The 22,513-nt window shown below is 57.9% G+C and carries 19 protein-coding genes; 14 read left to right on the forward strand and 5 right to left on the reverse strand.

What is annotated here, in order from left to right:
* Positions 1–27 precede the first annotated feature (27 nt).
* Positions 28–738, reverse strand: a complete 711-nt coding sequence (locus tag ACR0E2_RS16605) for a DUF599 domain-containing protein (protein WP_480447175.1) — start codon at positions 736–738, stop codon at positions 28–30.
* Positions 739–817: 79 nt separating this feature from the next.
* Here ACR0E2_RS16605 and ACR0E2_RS16610 point away from each other — a divergent pair, with 79 nt between their 5' ends.
* The 7 genes from ACR0E2_RS16610 to ACR0E2_RS16640 all read left to right on the forward strand — a co-directional run bounded on the left by ACR0E2_RS16610 (position 818) and on the right by ACR0E2_RS16640 (position 9,409).
* The gene (locus tag ACR0E2_RS16610) at positions 818–2,257 is read left to right on the forward strand and encodes an FAD-linked oxidase C-terminal domain-containing protein (protein WP_480447177.1); all 1,440 of its coding nucleotides are present in this window, start codon (positions 818–820) and stop codon (positions 2,255–2,257) included.
* Positions 2,258–2,306: 49 nt separating this feature from the next.
* Entirely contained in the window at positions 2,307–3,407 is a 1,101-nt protein-coding gene (gene glcE / locus ACR0E2_RS16615; RefSeq protein WP_480447178.1) for a glycolate oxidase subunit GlcE, read from the forward strand.
* 4 nt (positions 3,408–3,411) lie between these two features.
* Positions 3,412–4,725, forward strand: a complete 1,314-nt coding sequence (gene glcF / locus ACR0E2_RS16620) for a glycolate oxidase subunit GlcF (RefSeq protein WP_480447180.1) — start codon at positions 3,412–3,414, stop codon at positions 4,723–4,725.
* Positions 4,726–4,844: 119 nt separating this feature from the next.
* A complete protein-coding gene (locus tag ACR0E2_RS16625) occupies positions 4,845–5,636 on the forward strand; it encodes a trypsin-like serine peptidase (RefSeq protein WP_171727067.1) in 792 nt (263 codons plus the stop codon).
* On the forward strand, positions 5,633–6,448 hold the full coding sequence (locus ACR0E2_RS16630; RefSeq protein WP_480447182.1) for a trypsin-like serine peptidase: 816 nt from the start codon (positions 5,633–5,635) through the stop codon (positions 6,446–6,448). The genes ACR0E2_RS16625 and ACR0E2_RS16630 overlap by 4 nt, the downstream gene beginning before the upstream one ends.
* Before the next feature lie 123 nt (positions 6,449–6,571).
* Positions 6,572–7,039 carry an Hsp20 family protein gene (locus ACR0E2_RS16635; protein WP_170345716.1) on the forward strand — a complete coding sequence of 156 codons (468 nt, stop codon included), beginning with the start codon at positions 6,572–6,574 and terminating at the stop codon, positions 7,037–7,039.
* Between the two features lie 144 nt (positions 7,040–7,183).
* Complete coding sequence (locus tag ACR0E2_RS16640) at positions 7,184–9,409, forward strand: tetratricopeptide repeat protein (RefSeq protein ID WP_480447184.1); 2,226 nt, start codon at positions 7,184–7,186, stop codon at positions 9,407–9,409.
* Between the two features lie 109 nt (positions 9,410–9,518).
* Here the strand turns inward: ACR0E2_RS16640 and ACR0E2_RS16645 are convergent, their stop codons facing one another.
* Positions 9,519–10,994, reverse strand: coding sequence for an NAD-dependent succinate-semialdehyde dehydrogenase (locus ACR0E2_RS16645; protein ID WP_171171834.1), 1,476 nt, complete (start codon positions 10,992–10,994; stop codon positions 9,519–9,521).
* A 283-nt stretch (positions 10,995–11,277) separates the two neighbouring features.
* Here ACR0E2_RS16645 and ACR0E2_RS16650 point away from each other — a divergent pair, with 283 nt between their 5' ends.
* The 7 genes from ACR0E2_RS16650 to ACR0E2_RS16680 all read left to right on the forward strand — a co-directional run bounded on the left by ACR0E2_RS16650 (position 11,278) and on the right by ACR0E2_RS16680 (position 18,897).
* A complete protein-coding gene (locus ACR0E2_RS16650; RefSeq protein WP_171230262.1) occupies positions 11,278–12,357 on the forward strand; it encodes a coiled-coil domain-containing protein in 1,080 nt (359 codons plus the stop codon).
* A gap of 392 nt (positions 12,358–12,749) precedes the next feature.
* Entirely contained in the window at positions 12,750–13,868 is a 1,119-nt protein-coding gene (locus ACR0E2_RS16655; protein ID WP_480447187.1) for a hypothetical protein, read from the forward strand.
* A 57-nt stretch (positions 13,869–13,925) separates the two neighbouring features.
* Positions 13,926–15,857: an AAA family ATPase gene (locus tag ACR0E2_RS16660; protein WP_480447189.1), complete on the forward strand. Its 1,932-nt coding sequence runs from the start codon at positions 13,926–13,928 to the stop codon at positions 15,855–15,857.
* Positions 15,858–15,866: 9 nt separating this feature from the next.
* Positions 15,867–16,640, forward strand: coding sequence for a hypothetical protein (locus ACR0E2_RS16665; protein ID WP_480447191.1), 774 nt, complete (start codon positions 15,867–15,869; stop codon positions 16,638–16,640).
* A complete protein-coding gene (locus ACR0E2_RS16670) occupies positions 16,637–17,974 on the forward strand; it encodes a DUF6638 family protein (RefSeq protein WP_480447193.1) in 1,338 nt (445 codons plus the stop codon). Before ACR0E2_RS16665 ends, ACR0E2_RS16670 begins: the two co-directional genes overlap by 4 nt.
* A gap of 1 nt (position 17,975) precedes the next feature.
* Positions 17,976–18,242, forward strand: coding sequence for a hypothetical protein (locus ACR0E2_RS16675; protein ID WP_480447194.1), 267 nt, complete (start codon positions 17,976–17,978; stop codon positions 18,240–18,242).
* A gap of 10 nt (positions 18,243–18,252) precedes the next feature.
* The gene (locus tag ACR0E2_RS16680) at positions 18,253–18,897 is read left to right on the forward strand and encodes a DUF1523 family protein (RefSeq protein WP_152459741.1); all 645 of its coding nucleotides are present in this window, start codon (positions 18,253–18,255) and stop codon (positions 18,895–18,897) included.
* Positions 18,898–18,951: 54 nt separating this feature from the next.
* Here ACR0E2_RS16680 and ACR0E2_RS16685 read toward each other — a convergent pair whose 3' ends face one another.
* From ACR0E2_RS16685 to flgK, 3 genes are read right to left on the reverse strand one after another with little or no spacing between them, the layout of a single operon-like run.
* Positions 18,952–20,046 (reverse strand): flagellar basal body P-ring protein FlgI, encoded by a 1,095-nt coding sequence (locus ACR0E2_RS16685; protein ID WP_480447196.1) that lies wholly within the window; start codon positions 20,044–20,046, stop codon positions 18,952–18,954.
* Positions 20,043–21,050 (reverse strand): flagellin, encoded by a 1,008-nt coding sequence (locus tag ACR0E2_RS16690; protein WP_480447198.1) that lies wholly within the window; start codon positions 21,048–21,050, stop codon positions 20,043–20,045. The genes ACR0E2_RS16685 and ACR0E2_RS16690 overlap by 4 nt, the downstream gene beginning before the upstream one ends.
* Before the next feature lie 2 nt (positions 21,051–21,052).
* Complete coding sequence (gene flgK / locus ACR0E2_RS16695) at positions 21,053–22,504, reverse strand: flagellar hook-associated protein FlgK (RefSeq protein ID WP_480447200.1); 1,452 nt, start codon at positions 22,502–22,504, stop codon at positions 21,053–21,055.
* Positions 22,505–22,513 lie beyond the last annotated feature (9 nt).

Here is a 22,513-nt window from a genome sequence, read left to right on the forward strand (position 1 = left end):
CCTAGGGTTTAATGCCGCGCTTGGGGATCACGTCTCTGTGTTCGAAGTTTGGGCCGTGAGGATCGCGCGGGAATGCGATGCAAACTCGCGGCGATACAGGACACCGAATGTGATCATTGTGCCCAACACCAATGCCATCGGCCCGAGAAACCAGGCCAGCGAAGCAAGGGCGAAATAGGTGGCGCGCAGACCGCGGTTGAAGCTTCGGGCGGCGGTCACGCAGATCTCGGCCGCCTGACCGGCCCGAGGATAGGCGTTCGGGTCTTCAGGATCGTTTGGGACCGAGGCCATCAAAACGGCGCAATATCCAAAAAGACGATGTGCCCAGACGTATTTCAGAAAAGCATTGGCCAGCAGCAGGACAACCACAAGTATCTTGATTTCCCAGACCATCGCCGGTGCGCTGCCGATGGCAAAATCCGTCGCCACCCCGGCCAATCGCTCGGTATTGCCCAACAGGGCCAGACCACCCCCGATGGCAATCATCGTGGTTGAGGCAAAAAAGGTGCTGCCTTGCCGCATGGCAGCCACGACCTGCGCATCGAACATCCGTGGCTGGCGCGTCACCATCTCGTGCATCCAGTCGCGGCGGTAGCCATCCATCACAAGGGCGACGGACGGCTTCTGTGGTGACGGGTGTTCGATCTTCCATCCGATCCACAGCCACGCACCCAGCAATATTGCCATGGCAGCATAATCCAAAGGGGAAAACAGGGCGGCACGTTCGATCCAGGTCATGGCGCGACAGTACGACCGGACATCGGAACTTGCCAGAGTGGTAAATTGGTAATATTATTTTACCAAAGGGAGGGATGCCATGGAAATGCCAAAGCCAAGCCCGGACGTACTGAACCGGAAAAGCGCGATCGTTTCGCGGCTGTCGCGGGTTTTGCCAGATACGGCAATTATCCATGATCCGGCTGAAACCCGAGCCTATGAGTGCGATGCCCTGACGGCCTACAAATGCCCTCCGATGCTGGCCGTGCTGCCGTCGAGCACGCAGGAAGTCTCGGACGTTTTGCGCATCTGCCATGAAGAAGGCGTGCCTGTCGTGCCGCGCGGTGCGGGTACGTCGCTGGCCGGTGGGGCATTGCCAACGGCTGATTGCGTCATTCTGGGCGTCGCGCGGATGAATGAGGTGCTGGAGGTTGACTATGACAACCGTTTCATCAGGGTGCAGACGGGGCGCACAAATCTGAGCGTCACCGGTGCGGTCGAGGAAGAAGACTTCTTCTATGCGCCGGATCCGTCCTCGCAACTGGCATGTGCCATTGCCGGCAATATCGCGATGAATTCAGGTGGCGCACATTGCCTAAAATATGGCGTGACAACGAACAACCTTCTGGGTGTGACCATGGTGATGATGGATGGCAGTGTCGTTGAAATCGGCGGCGCGCATCTGGATGCGCCCGGTCTGGACCTTTTGGGCGTCATTTGCGGCTCGGAAGGTCAGTTGGGCGTGGTGACCGAAGCAACACTGCGCGTTCTGCGCAGACCCGAAGGCGCGCGGCCGGTTCTGATGGGGTTCGACGACAACGAAGTGGCGGGCCGGTGTGTCTCGGACATTATCAAATCGGGTATTCTGCCGGTTGCGATCGAGTTCATGGACACGCTGTGCATAAAAGCATGCGAAAACTTTGCGCATGCCGGATACCCCGACTGCCATGCGCTGTTGATTGTCGAAGTGGAAGGGTCTGAAGCGGAAATCGACCATCAGCTATCGAAAATCATCGAGATCGCCAAACGCCACAACCCGGTCGAACTGCGAGAAAGCCAGTCGGCCGAAGAAAGCGCAAAAATCTGGCTTGGTCGGAAATCGGCCTTCGGCGCCATGGGGCAGTTGAACGATTACATGTGCCTGGACGGTACGATCCCGGTGTCGGCCCTGCCGACGGTGCTGCGCCGCATCGGCGAGTTGAGTGAAGAATTCGGGCTGCCTGTTGGAAACGTATTTCACGCAGGGGATGGGAACATGCATCCGCTGATCCTCTTCGATGCCAACAAACCGGGTGATCTGGAAAAATGCGAGGCATTTGGGGCCGAAATTCTGAAATTATGCGTGGACGAAGGCGGTTGTCTGACCGGTGAACATGGCGTTGGCATCGAGAAGAGGGATCTCATGTCGCATCAGTATGCCCCTGTCGATCTTGAGGCGCAGATGGCGGTCAAAGATGTGTTCGATCCCAAGTGGCTGCTGAATCCTGCGAAAGTTTTCCCATTGGATGTGTCTCGGGCGCGGCGCATTGCGGCGGAGTAAGAGGGCTCTGCCCCCTTGCCCCCGGAGTATTTTGGAAAAGATGAAGCAAATGAGACCTGAGACGGAAGCTGAATTGGCCGAGCTGGTGGCCGGGCTGAGCGGTCCGGTGCGGATTGCCGGAGGTGGTACGCGCGGTGTGACCGGGAGAGAGCCTGAACTGAAGGTATCCGGGCTGAGCGGTATTACCCTCTATGAACCCGGGGCGCTGACACTTGTGGCAAAGGCGGGTACACCGCTGGCTGAGATTGAGGCGGCGTTGGATGGGGAAGGGCAACAGCTGGCCTTTGAACCGATGGATCACCGGGGTTTGCTGGCGACCCGAGGTGAGCCGACGATTGGTGGTGTTGTGGCGGCCAACATCTCGGGCCCGCGGCGGATTCAGGCCGGGGCGTGCCGGGATTATCTTTTAGGAGTGCGCTTCGTCGACGGGCGCGGGCAGGTGATCAGGAACGGCGGGCGGGTGATGAAAAACGTCACCGGCTACGATCTGGTCAAGCTGATGGGTGGGTCGTGGGGCACTTTGGGCGTTCTGACCGAGGTGTCGTTGAAGGTCCTGCCCAAGCCGGAGCGAAGTTCAACCCTTTCTGTTGCAGTCTCAGACATCGGCGTTGCTGTGCGGGTTCTTTCGACAGCACTGAAATCGCCATTCGAGGTGACGGGCGCGGCATATGACCCAGATCTTCAAAAAGCCCTGATTAGGGTCGAAGGTTTTGCGGCTTCGGTTGTATATCGGACAAGCAGATTGATTGCTGAGCTGGAAGGTTTTGGGGACGTTGCCGAGGAAAGCAAGTCCGAGGCGCTTTGGGCTGGAATACGTGACGTTCATCCATTTCAGGGCAAGGACGGGGACGTCTGGCGGCTTTCGGTGAAACCGGGTGACGCGGCGGAGATTTCGGCGCGCGCCGAAGCGGATCAAGCGTTGTTTGACTGGGGCGGCGGTCTTGTCTGGCTGCGGGTCCCGGCAGGCACGGATGTGCGTGCCCGGCTTGGTGCGTTTTCAGGTCATGCCACTTTGGTGCGATCCGACCACGACACGATCAGAAAACTGGGGCGATTTCATCCGGAACCCACATCAATATCGGCTCTGACAAAGGGCTTGCGAGCGAAATTTGATCCTCGGAGTTTGTTCAATCCGGGGTTGATGGGATAGGGCGATGCAGACAAAATTCACCGATGAGCAATTGCAAGACCCGGCGATCCAGCGCTCGAACGAGATTCTGCGAAACTGCGTCCATTGCGGATTTTGCACGGCCACGTGTCCGACATATCAGGTGCTGGGAGACGAGCTCGACAGTCCGCGTGGGCGCATCTACCTGATCAAGGACATGCTGGAAAACGAGCGTGTGCCCGACGAAAAGACGGTCAAGCACATCGACCGCTGCCTGTCCTGTCTGGCGTGCATGACCACTTGCCCGTCAGGTGTGCATTATATGCATCTGGTCGATCACGCGCGTGAATATATCGAGGCCAACTACAAGCGTCCGCTGACGGATCGGGTGTTGCGCTGGGTTCTGGCGCAGATCCTGCCTTATCCGATGCGGTTCCGTTGGGCCCTGATCGGGGCCAGGCTGGGTCGTCCTTTCCGGTTCCTGATGCCTGATGCCCGGCTGCGCGCGATGTTGGAGATGGCGCCCAAGCATATCCCATCTGTCAGCCGCAACGATGACCCGCAGAGTTTTGCGCCCGGCGGTGAACGAAAAATGCGGGTGGCGCTGATGACGGGCTGCGCACAAAAGGCACTGAACACCGATATCAATGACGCCACGATCCGCCTGCTGACAGGGTTGGGGTGCGAGGTCGTGATCGCCGAAGGTGCCGGGTGTTGCGGAGCTTTGACCCATCACATGGGCAAGGTGCAAGACAGTCATATGGCGGCAACCGCCAATATCAGAGCCTGGAAAAAGGAAATGGACGGTGATGGGTTGGATGCCATCGTCATCAATACCTCTGGCTGTGGCACCACCGTGAAAGATTATGGGCATATGTTTCGCAATGGCCCGCTTGCCGAAGATGCAGCGCGTGTGTCTGCAATCGCCATGGATGTCAGTGAACTTCTGATCCAGCTGGACCTGCCGGCGGGGGAAAACCAAAACCTGACCGTCGCCTATCATGCAGCCTGTTCATTGCAGCATGGGCAGAAGATCAAATCCTATCCCAAAGATTTGCTGAAACACGCGGGTTTCACGGTTGTCGAACCCGCCGACAGTCATTTGTGCTGCGGCAGCGCGGGAACGTACAACCTGATGCAGCCGGACATATCAGGCCAGTTGAAACAGCGAAAAGTCAGAACTCTTGAGGCGAAACAGCCTGATATCATTGCCGCCGGCAATATCGGGTGCATGATGCAGATCGGTTCTGGTACGCAACTGCCGATCGTTCACACGGTAGAGTTGCTGGACTGGGCGACCGGCGGACCAAAGCCACCGGCCTTGCAGAGAACAGGGAACCCGGTTCCCGTCTTGCGGTGAATCATGCTGATGCCAGCGCGCATCATTTCCCAGGGAAATACCTTTGGTGCATGACCGCCCTATTTTCGCCCAACGCGGCACGTAGGACAAAAGCTTCGAAGTGAGTCTCGGAGAACCGCGTGCGTAACTGGATCAAGGCGATCGTGCTCTGTGTCTTGCCATTGGCGGCCACGGCGCAGGACACCGGGCTGGAAAGCCTGGATACGTCGGATTCCGGGCGCGAGTGGATGGCTGTCGGGCGGTTGGATATCGCCGGCGCAGGGTTTTGCACCGGAACGCTGGTGTCGCCGACGCTTGTACTGACAGCGGCGCATTGCCTGTTCGACAAAAGATCCGGACAACGGATCAACCCCGCGGATATCGAGTTTCTGGCCGGGTGGCGTTTGGGACGTGCGTTGGCCTATCGGACCGCGCGCCAGGCTGTGATCCATCCGGACTACCAATATGGCGTCGATTCTACGGCCGACCGGGTAAGCGCGGACGTGGCTTTGATCGAGCTGTGGCAGCCGATCCGTAATACCGCCGTCATTCCATTTGAGTCGGGCGATCAGCCCAAACGTGGCGCTGAAGTGGGCGTTGTGTCTTATGCGCATGACCGGTCAGAAGCTCCGTCGCTGCAACAGGTCTGCTCGGTCATGAATCGGCAGGCCGGGGTTATGGTCATGTCCTGCGATGTTGATTTCGGGTCTTCGGGGGCACCCGTTTTTTCTTTCACGGGCGCGCGCCCTCAGATCGTATCGGTGGTTGCGGCCAAGGCCAGTATGGACGGCCAAAGTGTCGCAATTGGAACTGCGGTTGAGCATTCTCTGCAATTGCTGCGTGACGAACTTTCTGCGGGGCGGGGATTTGGGCTTTCCTCGTCCGGATCGGGAACGAACAAGAACATAGGCGCAAGGTTCATTCGACCATGATGAGAGTCTTCTGGAGCCTGTTATTGGGCCTGAGCGTCTTGGCAACAGCGCCGCAAGCGCAATCCAACAAGCGCAAGCTGACCGACCGGGATGACCTTTATGGTTGGGAGGCTATCGGTCGGCTGGATGTCCGCGATGCCTCGTATTGCACCGGCACGTTGATCGCGCAGGACATGGTGTTGACCGCAGCCCATTGTGCGGTGGATCGTCGTACCGGGAAGACTTATGTGCCCGAAGATATCACGTTTCGTGCAGGCCTTAGCAACGGCAACGCCTTGGCCGAGCGTCGAGTCACGCAAATCGCCCTTCATCCCAGCTATGGGGCGCAGAACCCGCTGTCGCACGAAGGTGTCCAGTTGGACGTTGCCCTGATGCGGCTGGATGAGCCTATCCCCTATTCGGTTGCCGACCCTTTTGCGCTGCACAGCGGCCGTGTTCCTGGCAACGAGATCAGCATTGCCTCGTATGGGCGCGGACGGTCCGAGGCGATCACCCGAGAACGGTCGTGCCGTATCATCGACCGCAGGCAGGGTCTGATCACCTTTGATTGCGACATTACTTTCGGGTCTTCCGGGTCTGCAATTCTGGCCAAAAACGGTGCGCGCTGGCAGATCCTGTCCGTGGTTTCCGCGGTAGGCACGAACGGCCGCAGAAAGGTGGGGTTTGGCATGGAGCTTGACGGGATCGTCGCCGAGCTCAAGGCCATCATGCGGCGCGACGCGCCTCGGCCCAGTGCCTCGATCCGCCGGTTGCAGGTCGGGTCCGGCAAGTCGGAATCCGGTGCGAAATTCATCCGTTCCGGCGGGGGTTGAACTCGGCGAAATCGCTACCCATGTGAAGTGTATCGGACCGCCACAACGGGGTCCGGTGTTTGAAATCGCCCGTCCGATGCGAGGGCACTTATCGCAAATCGCTCAAGAATGAGGATATGACACATGCGTACGTTTGATTTTGCACCGCTGCACCGCGCCACCATTGGCTTTGACCAGATCGCCGACATGATGGATCGCGTTCTGACCAATGATGGGGCCCAGCCCAGCTATCCACCCTACAACATCGAAAAAACCGATGTCGACACCTACCGGATTTCGGTGGCCGTTGCCGGTTTTTCGGAAAACGACCTGACCGTGGAAGTGAAAGAGAATTCGCTTGTCGTGTCAGGCAAAAAAGCCGCCGAAGACAAAGAGCGCACCTATCTGCACCGTGGCATCGCCACCCGCGCGTTCGAGCGTCGGTTTGCCCTGGCGGATCATGTCCGCGTCACCGGTGCGAGCCATGAAAACGGTATGCTGAACATCGAACTGAAGCGCGAGGTTCCAGAAGCCCTGAAGCCGCGCCGGATCGAGATCACCTCGGCCAAAGCCATCGAGAAGGATGTGGTGGACGCCAAAGCCGTGAACTGAGGCTTCTGAATATCCCGCGGCAGTTCACTCCTCCCGGGCTGCCGCAACACACGCCCCGCGTTCCTCCAGACGCGGGGCGTTGTGTTTTGGGCGTGTGCGAAAACCGGTTCCCAGCAAATTACCCGCCTGATAGTCTTGGGTATTATGGAAAGCCGACCCAAACGTCGACTAGCAGCGATCCTGGCAGCCGATATCGCCGGATACTCAAGATTGGTTGGTCTGGACGAAGAAGGTACCATCGCAAGGCTTCGCCTGATCCGCAGCGAAGTCATAGAGCCGGCGATCGCCCGGCATTCCGGGCGCATCGCGAACACTGCGGGAGACAGCTTTGTGATCGAATTTCGCAGCGCCGTCGATGCGGTTCACGCTGCCGTGGAAATTCAGGCCGACCTTGCAAAGAGAAACGCGGGCACCGATCAGGATAGCGTCATCACGTTTCGGATCGGCCTGAATGTCGGCGATGTGGTTTCGAACGGGGGTGACATCCTTGGCGACGGGGTGAACGTTGCCGCGCGGCTCGAGGCACTGGCAGATCCCGGTGGTATCATTGTTTCACAATCCATCGTCGATTATGTGCGCAACAAAGTGCCCTATGGTTTTGCTCCGATCGGGCCACAGAACGTAAAGAACATCGCAGACCCGGTTCAGGCCTTTCGCGTAGAAGCGGAAATTTTGCCTTCACCGCGAAAAAGCCGCACGCGAAGGAAATCCCGCTGGCTGCCGCTGGCGGCTCTGCTGGTGATGTTGGCGGCTGTTGGGCTTTTTCTGACGAAACCGTGGAAGACGGGCCAATTGCGCGCCTCAGAGGCGCAGATGGTTTACCCTTTGCCGGATCTGCCTTCCATCGCTGTGTTGCCGATTGCGAATTACACCGATGACGCGTCCAAGGAGATGCTGATCAACGGTATCTCTGAGGATTTGATCACGGACCTGTCACGAATATCCGGGTTGTTCGTCATCGCCGGCAATTCATCCTTTGCATACCGCGACAGGAACATAGATATCGCTCGTTTCGCCGAAGAACTTGGGGTTCGCTACGTCGTTGACGGCAGCGTGCGACGCGCGGATGAAGATTTCCGGATCAACATTCGCCTGACCGACACATTGAACGGGCGATTGATCTGGGCGGACAGGTTTGATGGCGCGATTGATGACATCTTTGAAGTGCAGAAAACCATTGTTCTCGCAATTGCTCAGGAGCTGGATCTTCCGCTCGACCCTCAAAGCCGGCAAGCCATCGAAAGCGTGGAAACCCAGACCATTGCAGCCCGCGAAGCCTTCCAACGCGGGTGGGAGTTGTATTCGCAGTTCAACGAACAGGACAACCTTGCGGCAATTCCCCATTTTGAAAAGGCCGTGGAACTGGATCCGGATTATGGGCGTGCATGGGCGACGCTTGCCCTGGCGCATTTGCGACCGCACATCTTTCATCATTGGAATGGGTTTGCAGGTGCAGGCGCGCAAATGCATATCGGCCTGTTTTACAGATATTACCGGGATGTGATGGAGCAGGACACCGCCCTGGTGCACGTTATCCGGGCTATTGTCAGTCTCAACCTTCCGGATTGGGACGGTGCCGAAGGTGTGGGCCGGGGAACGGAAGAAGCCAGACGAGAAGCAGCGAAAGCGATCGCGCTGCAACCCAGCGACCCCGAGGCGCATCTGACGATGGGATGGGCGCTGATTGCAGCTGGTGAGCCCGAGGAAGGATTGGCCTTTGTACAGGCTGCGACCCGGCTGGATCCCAATTATCCCAGCCACTACGCGCTGTTTGAAGCGGCGGCTCTTTACGCATTGAATGACCTGACGGGCGCGGCAGATGTGATCGAGAAAGAGTTGAACAGAAATCCGCAGGCAACCGAGCTGATGCCATTTGCAGCCTCGGTTCTGGCCCTGAATGGAGATCGCCGTGCGGGCAGGGCGATCATCGACCGATGGCAAAAGGGCAAGCATGCCGGTGTCATCCAGGACGCCGTTCAGAATTACTTTTTCATCATTCGCTGGGTCGGTGAGAACCAGCATTTGAACGCCCGGCTGAACGACGGGCTGCGTCTGGCGGCGTTGCCTCCGGAAAAAACCATAGCAAGCCTGAGGGCGGATCTGTCACGGGGGGATGCCAAAGATCAGCGGACGGCAGCCCAATCGCTGGCCCTGTTTGGTCCCGAGGCAGAGCTAGCGGTGCCGGAATTGATCGCGCTTCTTGAAAGCCCGTCGGTGTTTGTCCGCAAAGAGGCAGCCATTGCATTGGGGAAAATAGGTGGCGCGGCCTCCTCTGCATTGCCCGCGTTGGAAGCCATGGTGGACGGTTCGTTGCAGGGAAAGGTCGCGACCCGCGCAATCGAACAAATCCGCGACAAATCCGCAGAATAGCCGCGTCAGCGTCGAATGGGTCGCCGCCATGAACAGTCAAAAGACGCCGCGATTGCGTTTCCGGACGCCGGGTCTCTGCCCACCGCAATGGGACAGAGACCGTATTGGATCAGACCGACATGCAGACGTATTTCATCTCCAGATAGTCTTCCATGCCGTGATGGCTGCCTTCGCGGCCCAGACCGGATTGCTTTACGCCGCCGAACGGGCCCAGCTCGGTCGAGATGATGCCGGTATTCACGCCGACGATGCCGTATTCCAGGGCTTCGGCCACCTTGTAGACGCGGCTCAGGTCCTTGGCATAGAAATACGAGGCCAGACCAAAAATCGTGTCATTGGCCATGGCGATCACGTCGTCTTCGTCCTCGAACTTGAACAGCGGGGCCAGCGGGCCAAAGGTTTCGTCCTGCGCCACCAGCATGTCCTGCGTCACGCCGGTCACGATGGTTGGCTGGAAGAACGTGCCGCCCAGATCATGAGGCAGGCCACCAGTCAGGACCGCGCCGCCCTTGTCGGTCACGTCCTTGATATGTTCTTCGACCTTGGCGACCGCGTCGGCATTGATCAGCGGGCCGGTGGTGGTGCCTTCGGTCAAGCCGTCGCCGATCTTGAGTGCCTCTACTGCCGTTTTCAGTTTGGCCGCGAAGGCGTCGTAGACGCCGGCCTGCACATAGATACGGTTCGCACAGACGCAGGTCTGGCCGTTGTTGCGGAACTTGCACAGCATCGCGCCTTCGACGGCGGCATCCAGATCGGCGTCGTCGAACACGATGAACGGTGCGTTGCCGCCCAGCTCCATCGAACATTTCATGACCTGATCGGCTGCCTGGCGCAGCAGGATGCGGCCCACTTCGGTCGATCCGGTAAAGGTCAGCTTGCGCACGCCGGGGTTTTCGCAGAACTCCTTGCCGATCTCACTGGCCTGTGACGAGGGCACCACGTTGAACACGCCCGCAGGTACGCCGGCCTGTTCGGCCAGCAGCGCCAGCACCAGCGCCGACAGGGGCGTTTCGGTGGCCGGACGGGCCACAAACGCGCAGCCGGCAGCCAAAGCCGGGCCTGCCTTGCGGGTGATCATCGCGTTGGGGAAATTCCAAGGCGTGATCGAGGCCGCAACGCCGATCGGCTGCTTCATCACCATGATCCGCTTGTCGCGCTGATGGCCAGGAATGGTCTCGCCATAGACGCGCTTGGCCTCTTCACCGAAGAACTCGATGAATGACGCGCCATAGCCGATCTCGCCGATGGCTTCGGCCAGGGGTTTGCCCTGTTCAGCGGTCAGGATCTTGCCCAGATCCTCGGCGTTTTCCATCATCAGATCGAACCAGCGCCGCAGGATGGCTGCACGTTCCTTGCCGGTCAGTTTGGCCCATTCCTTCTGCGCGGCTTCGGCCTGTGCGATTGCTCCGGCGACCTGAGCGCGGCTGACGTCTGCCACTTCGGCGACCACATCGCCCCGAGCGGGGTTTGTGACTTTGAACGTGCCATTGTCACCGTCCACCCACTGACCGCCGATATAGGCTTTGGTTACAAGCAATTCGGGGTTCTTCAGGATTGACTTCAGATCGGTCGTTGCGTCCAGCATGATAAGCCTCCGGCGTGAATTGGGTTGCGCGCACCCAATCAGGTGATGTCTCAATTGTCTATGGCCACTCTGGATGTGGAATCAATCCAGGTTTGATCAAAAAATACTTAACAAGTTAATTTAATTGAGTCACCCGAAATCTGCGCGTTTCATTGGCCGGTCTCGCCTTTCTTTTTGCTAAGGAGTTTGCCAAAGTCTGGGTGAATTTTGAGACCCAGGGGATGTAAATCAGTGTAACATTCCCTATCTTATTGGGTAATAGAAGAAAAAAGGGATAGAAGCGATGTCGAACCAGCAATTCGAAGCGTTGATAGAAGAGACTCAAGCCAAAGTGCGCGAAAGCCAGTCTCAGATCGAAGGGCTGACCTCGCGCATTGAAGCGGCCCGCGCCAAGATCGGCACTGCCGAGGCCGATATCGACATCGAAAACGCCACGCTCGAGGATGTGCACGCCCATACCGAGGTGATGAACGCCAATATCGCCGAACTGATCATGGGGCTGGACGACGTCACCAGCGCGTTTTCCAAGGATTTTGACGAGATGCGCTCGAAAACCGGGTGGGAGTCGTTTGTCGGCATCTTCTCGAAAGGTAAATCCGAGTCGATGCGGCAGGAGCGGATGCGCACCGCCAATATCGATGACAAGCTGCAAGACCTGATCGCCAAATCCGACGTGATCGTCAAACTGCTGCAAGGGCAGTTGGCCGTGCTGGAGGAACAGCGCGTCAAGGTCGAGGACAACCTGACCGTCACGCTGGACGATCGCGAGGCGACTGTGGCGGAACTCGAGGCGCTGCGCGCCGAGATTCAGGGTATGGATCCGACGATCATCACGCTGGAAAACAAGATCAGCGTCGAACAGGACGCCGCCGCGCGCACCCAGTTGGAAACCGAACTTGCCGAGTTGAACAAACAATACAACGCCAAGGTTCAGGAAGAGCAGGTCAAGCTGGCCAAAAGCCAAACGCTGGAGCGTTACATCGAAAAGGGCAAGACCTGGGTCGATTCGCTGCAAAACCAGGCGGCGACGCAGATGGTGCTGATCAACAAGCTGCAAACAGACACGCAACAGCGCGTGGTGCTGTACGATGCCCTGACCAAATCGTTGAAAACCGCGCAGCAGCAGGACGTGGCCCACCGCATCAACGAGATCGGCGTGCAGACCGACCAAGAGGCGCAAACCGCCATGGCCGCCATCGGCACCGCGACCAACCAGAAAATGGCCGACATGCTTGAGGCACACGAGGACCACATGGTCTTTGCCCGCGACGTGCTGGAGAAAAAGGCCAAGGCGGATGAGCGCTTTGCCCGCCGGTTTGCCTCGATTGTCGAGAAGCATGATAAGAATTTGTATGGGGGTTGAGCGGAGGCGGGCGCAATTTCGGATGAAATACACATTGTTTTTCATAGCGACCGTGATGGTTCTGGCGACTCTATCTAGCTTGACTATTGGTTTTGCCACTTACTCAAAGTCTGGGTCGGTAGATTGGCAACTCGTCCAAGTTGTGACCGCAGTTTTGCTAGCAATATTGCCTGCTGTTTGGTTACTGATTTGGATGTACAACGTCGTTTTACCTCTAACTCTTTGGGTGAGTTGGAAGTACTTTTGTTTGCTTGAGAAAGTAGTTGGCTTCAAGCTCGGTACTTTTTTTTGCAAACAAGTCGTGACTGATCCATCGGTTGCCTACAGCCAGCGATTGACGTGGCCATTTTTGTATCGAGAAATGATACGGGAAATGCAGCCAAGAGACGCGAATGACTAACCCCACCCAAGACCATGTCGGCCTGACCGACACCTTCGCCTCGCGCCGCTATTTCCGCAAATTCGAGGTGATCACTGTCCACCTTCTGCGCGTGGCCGCGACGATGGAGGCTGAGGGCGCGATCAGTAAGCAAGAGGTGCGCATCGTGTCGCGTTACCTCTCGGGGTTGCTCTACACCTTCCGCGCGCTCAGCATGAAATACTTTCTGGTCGGGCGCGATACCGGGCGGTTCTTTGGCAGCCTTGCCATGGACAAGCGCGAAAGCGGGTTTCCGGTGGCGGCCGAGTTGCTGACCATGGCCAATGACGCGCAGCAGGCGCAGGTGCATCTGGCGAACATGCCCTCGGAAGAGGATCTGAAAACCGACATGGTGCGAACGATCATTGGTGAGGGGGATATCCCGACCAAGTTGCAATTCGCGCTGTCCCAAAGGCTCTATTACGAGGAATTGTTGAAAGGTCAGCTGTTCTGGGCCCGCAACGATCCCGAATGCCACTGGATCGGGAATGAGGGCGAGCGGCGCAAGTTCCTGATCCACTGGGCGGTCTATGACAGCCAGATCAACCTGCCCGTCATCTATCTGATGCAGTTGGAGGACAGCGGCAAAACTGCCCTGCCCAAGGATCAACGCCGCTGGCCCGAGGTACAGGCGCATCTGATGGCGCAAAGCTTGGGCGGGCTGAAACTGGTGACGATCGCCAAGGGGTTCGATCAGGATTTCGACGACCTGCACCCCAAACACATGCGCCGCATCCATGTGGGCCCGATGTATTCCTCGGCCTATACCGAGCAATCCGGCCCCCTGCGGCAGGTGTTGGAGGACGCACAGGCGCCCGAAGGTCAGGATTGGGCGCTGGCCTGGACCACCGAGGAACTGGAAAGCGAAGAGGTGATCGAAGAACGCGCCGGTTGGTTTTCTACCGTCGAACGCGAGGTCTTTGCACTGGATCCGTTCGGCGGGCAGGGGGCCGAGACTGGGGCTACGCGCACCCAGCGGTCGATCATCCTGCCCCAGCGGCAGTTTCAGGTGCTGGCCGAGCGCAACCCGCCAGGCTTTGCCGATGTGCGCAAGTTCGTCGTCAGCAAGACCGGGCAGGTGCTGAGATATTGAATTTTTCGCCTCCGGCGGGAGAATTTTTGAAAAGATGAAGCAAGGGCGGTTATTGAGATGAGTTTGACGTCAGATCAGATGGAATTGCGCGAAGACGACATTCGCAAGCATTATCCCGCAGCGACCGCCCTGTTGAACGGGTTCGAGCATGCACCGCGGATTGCCAAGCCCGTTGAGGCCGCCGTCGAACGGTCTCCGGGTGTGTCGACGGGGCGGCGGTTTCGATCCACGACGCCGGGGCTGGTCACGCGGCGTACGGTGCGGGCGGACGGGGTGCATCTGGTTGAACGGATCGAGGCCTCGGATGATGGCGATACGCTGGTCTCACCCCCACAGGCCAATGCGCAGCAGGCCATCCGGCGCGCGATTGCCATCGCTCTGGCCGTGGCCGAGACTTATGCGGAGCAGACGCCGTTGGCTGATCTGAAACGTGCCAATTTGGCCGGGGATCTACCTGCCGCGCGCAAGACTGAATTTTCGGAATTGCTGACCGCCGAGGCTTTGATCACGCTCCATACGTTCGGCAACGCGCTGGCCTATCTGATGTCTTCGCATCTGGGCGAAACCACGGTTGATCTCGATGAGATCGAAGAGGTTCTGACCGACAATGGCCAGCTTGCCCTGCATGGTGCGCTGTGGGAGCTGGATCAGGTGCTGGCCAAACACGCCCCCGACGACGCCCATCTGATCGCGGCAACCAGCGCTTATGCCGAACAACTGATGGAAAAGGCCGCCCTGCGTGCAGGGTCCGCAGGCCATCTGGCCCCGTTCCAGAATGCCGCCTGGCAAATCGAGGCCGACGACCTGACCATCCGAGGGTTTGAGCCGGCCTCAAAAGCCAAATCCACCACGCTCACCATGACGTTCAAGAAACCGAATGAGGTGGTGGGTAACCATATCGCCAAGTATCAGGCGATGAAACTGGCCAAGATGCTGATGGCCTATGATTTCGATCGCCGCCTGAACCCGTTCGCGGAACTGGGCGGGTTCATCTTTACCTTCATGGGCGACGGCAAGCCGGGCACCGGCAAGACCACCCTGATCCAGATGATGGCCGGGCTGATCCATGATTACTGCCAGAACGCGGGCTATCCGTTCCGCTATCAGAACCTGAGCACCGACAATATCGACAGCTATCAGGGCAAATCCGGCCAGAACGCCAAGGCGTTTATCAACACGATCATCGACCCCTCGGTCATCGGCTTTGGCACCATCGACGATATAGACCAACTGGCGGGCAAACGCGGCGACCGGCAGTCCAGCGCAGGTCAGCTGGAAATCACCGCCGTGCTGATGGAGAGCTTTGCGGGTGCCAACACCGTCGTGCGCGGCAACTGCACCTTTGGCATGTTCTCGAACTACCCCGAGAATGTAGATGACGCCCTTCGCCAGCGGGCGGGCGCGCGGTTCCTGGTGGACGGGCCGCAAACGCGCGAGGATTACATCGACATCCTGCACCTGCTGATGGGCCGCAACCATGACATCCCGCTGGGCGAGCACGAGGCCTATGCCGCGCAGGAAATCAAAAAGGCCGTCGCCGCCAGTTTCGAAAGCCACTCCCGTCCGCATGAGGACGCTCTGTTGCAGGTCTATGACCGGGTCTCCGGCGAGATCGGCCAGATGGACACCATCGCCAAACTGGGCACCTACCTCAAGGCGATCCAACAGGCGGATGAGCGGTTCACCGGCCGCGCGATCAAGAACATCACCGACGCGGTCAAAGTCCGCGCGATGGATTTCGAACTGCCCGACGAATGGATGGAGAACCCGGACCTGTTCCTATTCCGCGACTACGACACCAAGAAGGCGATGATCGAGGACCTGCGCCAGCCGATTACAGTCGAGATGGTGATCCAGGAGATCAACCGCTATGCCGACAGCGAGTTCCGCTATGCCGACAAGAGCGACGAGGTCGCCATCGAGAACGCCGTCCGCGAGATGGGCCGGATGGAAGAGGCCAAGCGACGGTATCTGGAGGGGAAGGGGTAGAATTCATTTATGAAAGCAATTGAGAAAATAGTCGAAATCCCAATCTATTGGGACGACCTGAAATCGCTTTCACTTGACGAGAAAGCCCTTCTTGCGTTGGCAAGCTACGCCGCTTCTGAGTCTAATACGATTAGCAAGCTGTACTTGTTTTCCACTCACAAGATGACGGGGGACGAAATCGTGGACTCGGCGATTTCAATTCAAATCATGGTTTTGCTAAGATACTGGTCTGCAAAACTCTTTGAGTTTTTTGAAAGCATCTCCGAGATATCCAATTCCCGCGGTACAAAAGACGATAACGTTATTCGTCTCGCCAAGGAATCCTTCGATGCGTTTTCAATACTTGAAGAACTTCGTGGATACGAAATTGCCCGCGCCATAAGGCACGGAGCTACCAATCACTATTCCTTCAAGGCCGCCAAAAAGAACATCGGTCACGTTTCAGATCGAGCGAACTGCAAGCTATACTTGCACAACAAAGATGGGAACTCATGGTATCCATTTGGCGAAGAAGTAATGTTTAGTGGGCGTCTAAACCGAGCCGGCGCATCCCTTAGGACTAAAGAGGAAAAAAACCAGCTACTGAAAGACTGGTTGGACTGGAACCTGAGTGCGACACGGTGGGCTAACAAAGCATACGAGTTGATCGCAACCGAATTGGTTTTGGATCGCTTGCCGGATAGAAACGCGAGACAAAAATTGCTATGGTTAGAACCCGAGCTTGTGGGTGAAATTGAAGGGCGAAAAACACCGGTCTTTCTGAGAAACGGGGTAGGCAGATGATCCGCCTCATCGAAAAAGGCCTGATGTTTGGCAACCTCGTCCACATCTCCAGCCCGGCTCTGGTCGAGCGGTATAACCGCGCGCTGCAGCACCTGGCGGGCAAGACCACGGCGCTGACGGATTTTCATGTCGATATCTCGGGCTATTCGCCGGAGGTGGGGATTGAGCTGGACGACCCGCTCTACCTCAACCCCAACGGGGTCAACCGGCAGTTCATCCTGCTGACAACCGAGCAGAAACGCGCGCCTCTGTTGAACGTCAAATTCTCGACCTCGCGTGATATCCTGCGCGAATTCATTGAGATGAACGAGGCGCAGTTGTTCGCCCTGACCGCCACCGATGCGGTGGCCGGAGAGCTGGTGAACTCGGTCTTCAAACTCACCACACCGCGCGACCTGTTGAACCTGCGCAAGATCGAGATCGAGGCCGACACGGTTGGCGGCACCCTGCGCAAGGCGCAGCAACTGGCGGGTATGGTCGAACGGTTCAAAACCGAAGAGGACGCCTGGTTCGACGATGTGCTGATCGCCAGGATGATCGAAACCGCCAGGGAAACCGGCGACGTCACCCGCAACCCGGTCCGCTTGCGCCATACGGATTTTGAGCAGCGAAATTTCTGGACGGCACATTTCGGTGGGCTTTATCTTTTTCCCGACGTTGATCACCCGGCAGCGATTTGCATGGGTGAAAAGCCTGACGACTTGCCGATCAAATACACGTTTGATCCGTCGCAGCGGAACCAGATTGCCAAGTTTCTGGATTACAACGATCTGGTTGAGCCCATCGTCAAGGCGCGCGGCGTGGATGCGGCCGCGATCCTGCAACAGAAGATGGATTTCCTGACCGTCGACGCAGCGGCGGATGCCGATGTCAACCTGACCGGGCTGGATCGCAGCGACATGCGGCGGTTGGCGCGGAACCACGCGGATCGCCTGCCGCAGGCCTATCACGGGCTTGCGCAACTGCTGCGCTGGGCAAGCGATGGAGGGCCGTGGCCGCGCATCACTTCGGACCACCCGGCCTATTTCTACACGCTGCGCGCCGCCGATACGCCGAACCGCGATCTGGTGAATATGCTGTTGTCCGAATTGGCCCCGTTGGACCCGCGCCAGATGTTCATCTGCCACAAAGAATTGTTCTACCGAACATATTCGGGCTGGCCCGAGAGCAAGAAGGCCTATGTGGCCGACTTCCTTGCGCGCGAATATCAGGTGGACAAGCAAGGCGCCCGCGCCGCCCTGTTCGGACATGAGCCGGATATGAGCGGCGACGATCGCGTCAGCGATGACATAATTGCCCGGGTCGGTCCGTGGGGTTCGGTGAGGAAAGGTTGAAATGATTGGATTATTGCGCCTTTTGCTGATCTTGCTGGTGATCCAGACGATTGCCTATGTCGGGCTGTCGTTCTACTCGCGCGGCATACGCCGGCGCAAACTGGAGAACTGGTGGGACGAAAAGGGCAAGACGGGCAACAAAGAAGCCTTTGTCGAACGCGGATTGCATGTGTATGACAACTCGTTTCGGCGTAAACTGATCCTGGGTGTCTATATCGTGCCGTGGTTGGCGATTGGCGCGCTGATCTACATCGTGAATTACATGTGAGGGTTTAGGCATGGCCTATGTGAAATGGGCGTTCATTATCATTTTCTGGGGTACGATTGCCGTGATCCTGCAATATTCTCTGCCCCAGCATGACATTGTGCGCATCGTCAACACCTATGAAGAACGGCAGGATCTGAACGACTGGACCCGGATCTTCTGGTCAGAGCCGGAAGATCAATCCACCAGCCTGTCCAACCGGGATGTGCAGTTCATTCAGGCGGTGCGGGCCAACGGAAAACCCATCGTGTACCGAAATGAGGATACCGGCTGGGGATGGCCCCCGTATTTCAAGTTCGACACGGCGAACCTGTATACCGAGGCCAATGATGCGAAATCCACCAAGGAAAACCCGAAATGGGTGGTCGTAACCCACTACGGGTGGCGCAACGAATTCATGTCGATCTTTCCCAACGCCATTTTCATCAAAGACGTTGAAGGGCCGGATGTTCGGATCATTCCCTGGTTCAATATCATCTTCCTGACGATCTTTGCGGCGTTCGTCTGGGCGATATGGGTGCGTTGGCGCAGGTTCCGGCAAGCACGGATTGATCCGATGATCGAAAACGTGGAAGACGGCCTATATGCGGCGGGTGACGCCATAGAAGAGCGACACAACAGATTTCGGCGCTGGCTGGACAGCTGGAAATCGAAATAGATACAAGCTTTGGTGGGCGTGCCAGCAGCACGCCCATCCCGCTGGCGGTGCCCTTCACCTGACGATGAATTCCGCATGCAGCGCGCCTGCTGCCTTGATCGTTTTCAGAATGTCGATCATGTCCTGAGGCGAGACCCCAAGCGCGTTCAGACCTGCGACGACCTCGGACAACGTGGTGGCCTCGGGGATTTCGGCGAGGCCGGTTCCCTCTTCTTCCTCGATCCCTGCGATTGTACGTGGCACGACCACTGTTTCACCTCTGGCGAACGGGTTGGGCTGCACCGCAATCGGTGCCTCCTGAACCGTCAGAGTCAGGTTGCCTTGAGACACCGCAACACGCGAAATTCGGACCTCCTGCCCCATGACAATGGTGCCAGAGCGCTGATCGACAACAACGCGCGCTTTCGATTCAGGCTCGACCAGAATGTTTTCGATACGCCCTATAGCGTGGGCTGTCGAAACCGCCTGCGTCGCCGCGACGTTGATCTCAACCGTTCCGGAATCCCGCATGATCGCCACGGCTCTGTTGAACTCGGTGTTTATCGCGGTTTCGATGCGCGCGGCTGTGGTGAAATCGGGCTCTCTGAGTGCAAGGCGCATCTGAGTGAGAGTTGACAAGTCGAAGTCAATTTCACGCTCGACCCTTGCACCGGATGGGATCACGCCCGAAGTCGGCACCCCACGCACGACCGAGGCTGCCTCTCCTTCAGCCGAAACGCCACCTGCAAGGATTGTGCCCTGCGCGACCGCATAGATTTGGCCATCGGCTGCGTTAAGCGGGGTCATGATCAATGTTCCACCCAACAGGCTGCTTGAATCGCCTATGGCTGAAACCGTTACATCGATTTGACCACCCACCCGTGCAAAAGGCGGCAGGCTGGCCGTGACCAATACCGCTGCCACGTTTTTGGGCCGAAGATCCTCACCTGTGACGTTGACGCCAAGACGTTCGAGGATATTGGACATGATTTCTTCGGTGAAGGGCGCGTTGCGTAACCCATCGCCGGTTCCGTTCAAGCCGACCACCAGGCCGTAACCCACCAGATCGTTGCCCCGCACACCGTCAAAATTCACGAGGTCCTTGAGACGGATTGTCCCAGCCCAAGCCATGCCGGGAAGGAAAATCAGGAGAAATATCAGCGCCCTCATCTCAGAAAGTTCACCAGCGACAGGTTCGCATTGCGAACGGTTACGGAATACAGGCTTTCCAACTGAAATTGCACCGTTTGCAGTTTCGCTGCCGTTTCAAAAGGATCGGCCGCGATCAGTTCGTTCCGGCTGAATTCCAGGCTGGTTCGGGCCGAGGAATTGCGTGTTGCGGCCTCTTCGATGCGGGCTTCGGCCGCCCCGACCTTTGCCCGGAGCTTGACAGTGGCATCCTGTGCGTTGGCCAGATCGACCCCTAACTGCGTGAACAAAGCCGTGCGTTGATCGGGGGAAAGTGCCAATGCGCTGTCGGTGGCCAGCGCCGCAACGGCGACATCCCTGAGTGCGGTCTTGAACGCCGGGTCCGTTGCCGTGATCGGCAGCGTGACGCCTTCGTTTTCCGAAATCTGCATCGGAGACAGTGTGCTGTTTGACCCCTGATAAATCACGGCGTCGAAACCGGCTGGGTCATTGAACCAGTTTTCTGCCGCCAGCCTGATATCAGCGACCGTGGCAAGCCCCGTCAACTGCGATTTCAGCGCCGTCAAAAGATCGTTCATAGATTGCAGGGGCGACACATCGGTGGCGGTACCGGAAAACAGGCTGCGCCCTCCTACGCGCGTGTTCAGTGCCGAGATCATCGTGTCCAGTTCATTCTTCGCCTTTTGGGACGCTTGTTCATGATTGACGGGCTGATTGGCGGTTCCGTAGGCCAGCAAAGACGCGGTCATGTCTCCGACCGAATCTCCGAAGGTTTTCAGGCTCAGTTGCATGGTATCGGTGAACAGGGCCGCTTCGGACGTTGCGATGCCAAAGGCGTCGAGTCTGGCGAGGCTGCGGTCGAGATCCAGAATTTGCGAATAATCCCCGCCAAGCCGCCCCGAGACGTCCTGTACCCGCCCGGTGGACATTTCATAAGACAGGGTTTCGATCTGGGTTTTGATATCTGTTGCGCGGGTTCGCAAGGTCATTCCTCGCGCCAAATCGCCGATAGAAGTGATATTCATGGTCACAACCTCAGAAGAGTTTCCATAAGCTCGTCAACAACCGAGATGACACGAGCGTTTGCGGCATATGTCTGTTCGACCTGCATGAGCCGCTGTAGTTCCTGATCGGTATCCACGCCCTGCGCGGCCTCGATCTGCGCCATTTGCTGCTGGAAGCTGTTTGCAAAAGTCTTGCGCTGATCTGCGGCATGGGCGTGTGCGCCCGCTTTCGACAACAGGGCCTCGGTCAACTCGGCAGCGCGCATGTTTCCCGTGCCGAACAGCCCGCCGGGTACCGGACGTGCGTCGTTCAATATGTTCCCGAACGCGCGCAATTGAGCAGCCTGCCCGGGATCACCCGGAGTTGCGGCACCCAGACCCGCGCGCAGTTTCCAACTGTCCCCGCCCTTGTCAGGGTCCACGGTTGAATTGAGTGAAATCCGTGATGCAAGCCCGACAACAGATGCAGGATCAAATCGGTTGCCATCGTCGGTGAACAGACCAGGATCTGTCGCAAGAGCCGACGAATCCAAACCGGGCGTTTCAAATCGTTCAATCAGGTCCCTTGCAACCGTGTCGAGCTGAACCTGCGCCTCGACTGCCAAGTCGTCGCGGATGGTGAACTGCGCCATCAGTGCCCCGCCGCGGATTTGAGCGTTGTCTCCGCTTGTCCGTACCGGGTTGCCGTTCATCTCCAGGCCGGACAACAGACCATTTGCCACGGTCATGTGAGGCTTTGTTTCGCCGGTCGTGGAAAAAGTGAACTCCGAGGCTGTGCCTTCCAGCAGGATCAGCCCGCCCTCAGAGTACAGAGATACCTGATCATTGGCGCGCGGCACGACATTGACCGGGATCAGGGTGTTGACCTGGTCGATCAGGACATGCCGCTGATCCAGCAGGGCACCGATGTCACCGCCAGAGTTTTGAACGGCGGGAATCTTGGCGTTCAGGTCTTCGATATCTTTCAGAGTCTGATTCAGGGTGTCGATCTGGGCGCCAATTTTTCGATCAGCATCCGAGCGTGCCTGGCGTACGCCTTCGGACGCCGCGTTCAGCTCGTTGGTCAGATCGCGGGCCGAGCGTGCAACCTGATCCAGCCGTTCGATCGAGTCAGGCAGACTGGCCGCCGTGATAAAGGCGTTTTCCAACGAGGAAAGACGAGTAGACAGCGAAGGGCCGCCATCAGGAGACCCCACCAGTTGTTCGAACCGTGCGTGAAAATCTGAAACGTCCGACCGATAGGCGAGTTCGGCATCAGACGAACGTCTGTTGGCGGTCAAAACCGGATCCTGATGCCGGATCACGCCAACGGTGCGTACGCCATTTCCGGAAATTGGGCTTGTGGCAAGTTCCAGGGACCGGCGCGCATAGCCTGGGGTCAGCGCATTCGCGATGTTTCCGGACACCACAGCGGCCCCGCGACTGGCCGCAGTCAGCCCGCCCAATGCGTTATTGAGTGCTGTCGACATGTTCATGAGGCCGCT

The organism is Ruegeria sp. A4, from assembly GCF_056543025.1.

Coding starts and splice junctions, on each gene's coding strand:
- ACR0E2_RS16640 (WP_480447184.1), top strand. CDS start 7,184: ATGGAAAGCCGACCCAAACGTCGACTAGCAGCGATCCTGGCAGCCGAT.
- glcE (WP_480447178.1), top strand. CDS start 2,307: ATGAGACCTGAGACGGAAGCTGAATTGGCCGAGCTGGTGGCCGGGCTG.
- flgK (WP_480447200.1), bottom strand. CDS start 22,504: ATGAACATGTCGACAGCACTCAATAACGCATTGGGCGGGCTGACTGCG.
- ACR0E2_RS16610 (WP_480447177.1), top strand. CDS start 818: ATGGAAATGCCAAAGCCAAGCCCGGACGTACTGAACCGGAAAAGCGCG.
- ACR0E2_RS16660 (WP_480447189.1), top strand. CDS start 13,926: ATGAGTTTGACGTCAGATCAGATGGAATTGCGCGAAGACGACATTCGC.
- ACR0E2_RS16680 (WP_152459741.1), top strand. CDS start 18,253: ATGGCCTATGTGAAATGGGCGTTCATTATCATTTTCTGGGGTACGATT.
- ACR0E2_RS16665 (WP_480447191.1), top strand. CDS start 15,867: ATGAAAGCAATTGAGAAAATAGTCGAAATCCCAATCTATTGGGACGAC.
- glcF (WP_480447180.1), top strand. CDS start 3,412: ATGCAGACAAAATTCACCGATGAGCAATTGCAAGACCCGGCGATCCAG.
- ACR0E2_RS16635 (WP_170345716.1), top strand. CDS start 6,572: ATGCGTACGTTTGATTTTGCACCGCTGCACCGCGCCACCATTGGCTTT.
- ACR0E2_RS16630 (WP_480447182.1), top strand. CDS start 5,633: ATGATGAGAGTCTTCTGGAGCCTGTTATTGGGCCTGAGCGTCTTGGCA.
- ACR0E2_RS16655 (WP_480447187.1), top strand. CDS start 12,750: ATGACTAACCCCACCCAAGACCATGTCGGCCTGACCGACACCTTCGCC.
- ACR0E2_RS16675 (WP_480447194.1), top strand. CDS start 17,976: ATGATTGGATTATTGCGCCTTTTGCTGATCTTGCTGGTGATCCAGACG.
- ACR0E2_RS16650 (WP_171230262.1), top strand. CDS start 11,278: ATGTCGAACCAGCAATTCGAAGCGTTGATAGAAGAGACTCAAGCCAAA.
- ACR0E2_RS16645 (WP_171171834.1), bottom strand. CDS start 10,994: ATGCTGGACGCAACGACCGATCTGAAGTCAATCCTGAAGAACCCCGAA.
- ACR0E2_RS16685 (WP_480447196.1), bottom strand. CDS start 20,046: ATGAGGGCGCTGATATTTCTCCTGATTTTCCTTCCCGGCATGGCTTGG.
- ACR0E2_RS16605 (WP_480447175.1), bottom strand. CDS start 738: ATGACCTGGATCGAACGTGCCGCCCTGTTTTCCCCTTTGGATTATGCT.
- ACR0E2_RS16670 (WP_480447193.1), top strand. CDS start 16,637: ATGATCCGCCTCATCGAAAAAGGCCTGATGTTTGGCAACCTCGTCCAC.
- ACR0E2_RS16690 (WP_480447198.1), bottom strand. CDS start 21,050: ATGAATATCACTTCTATCGGCGATTTGGCGCGAGGAATGACCTTGCGA.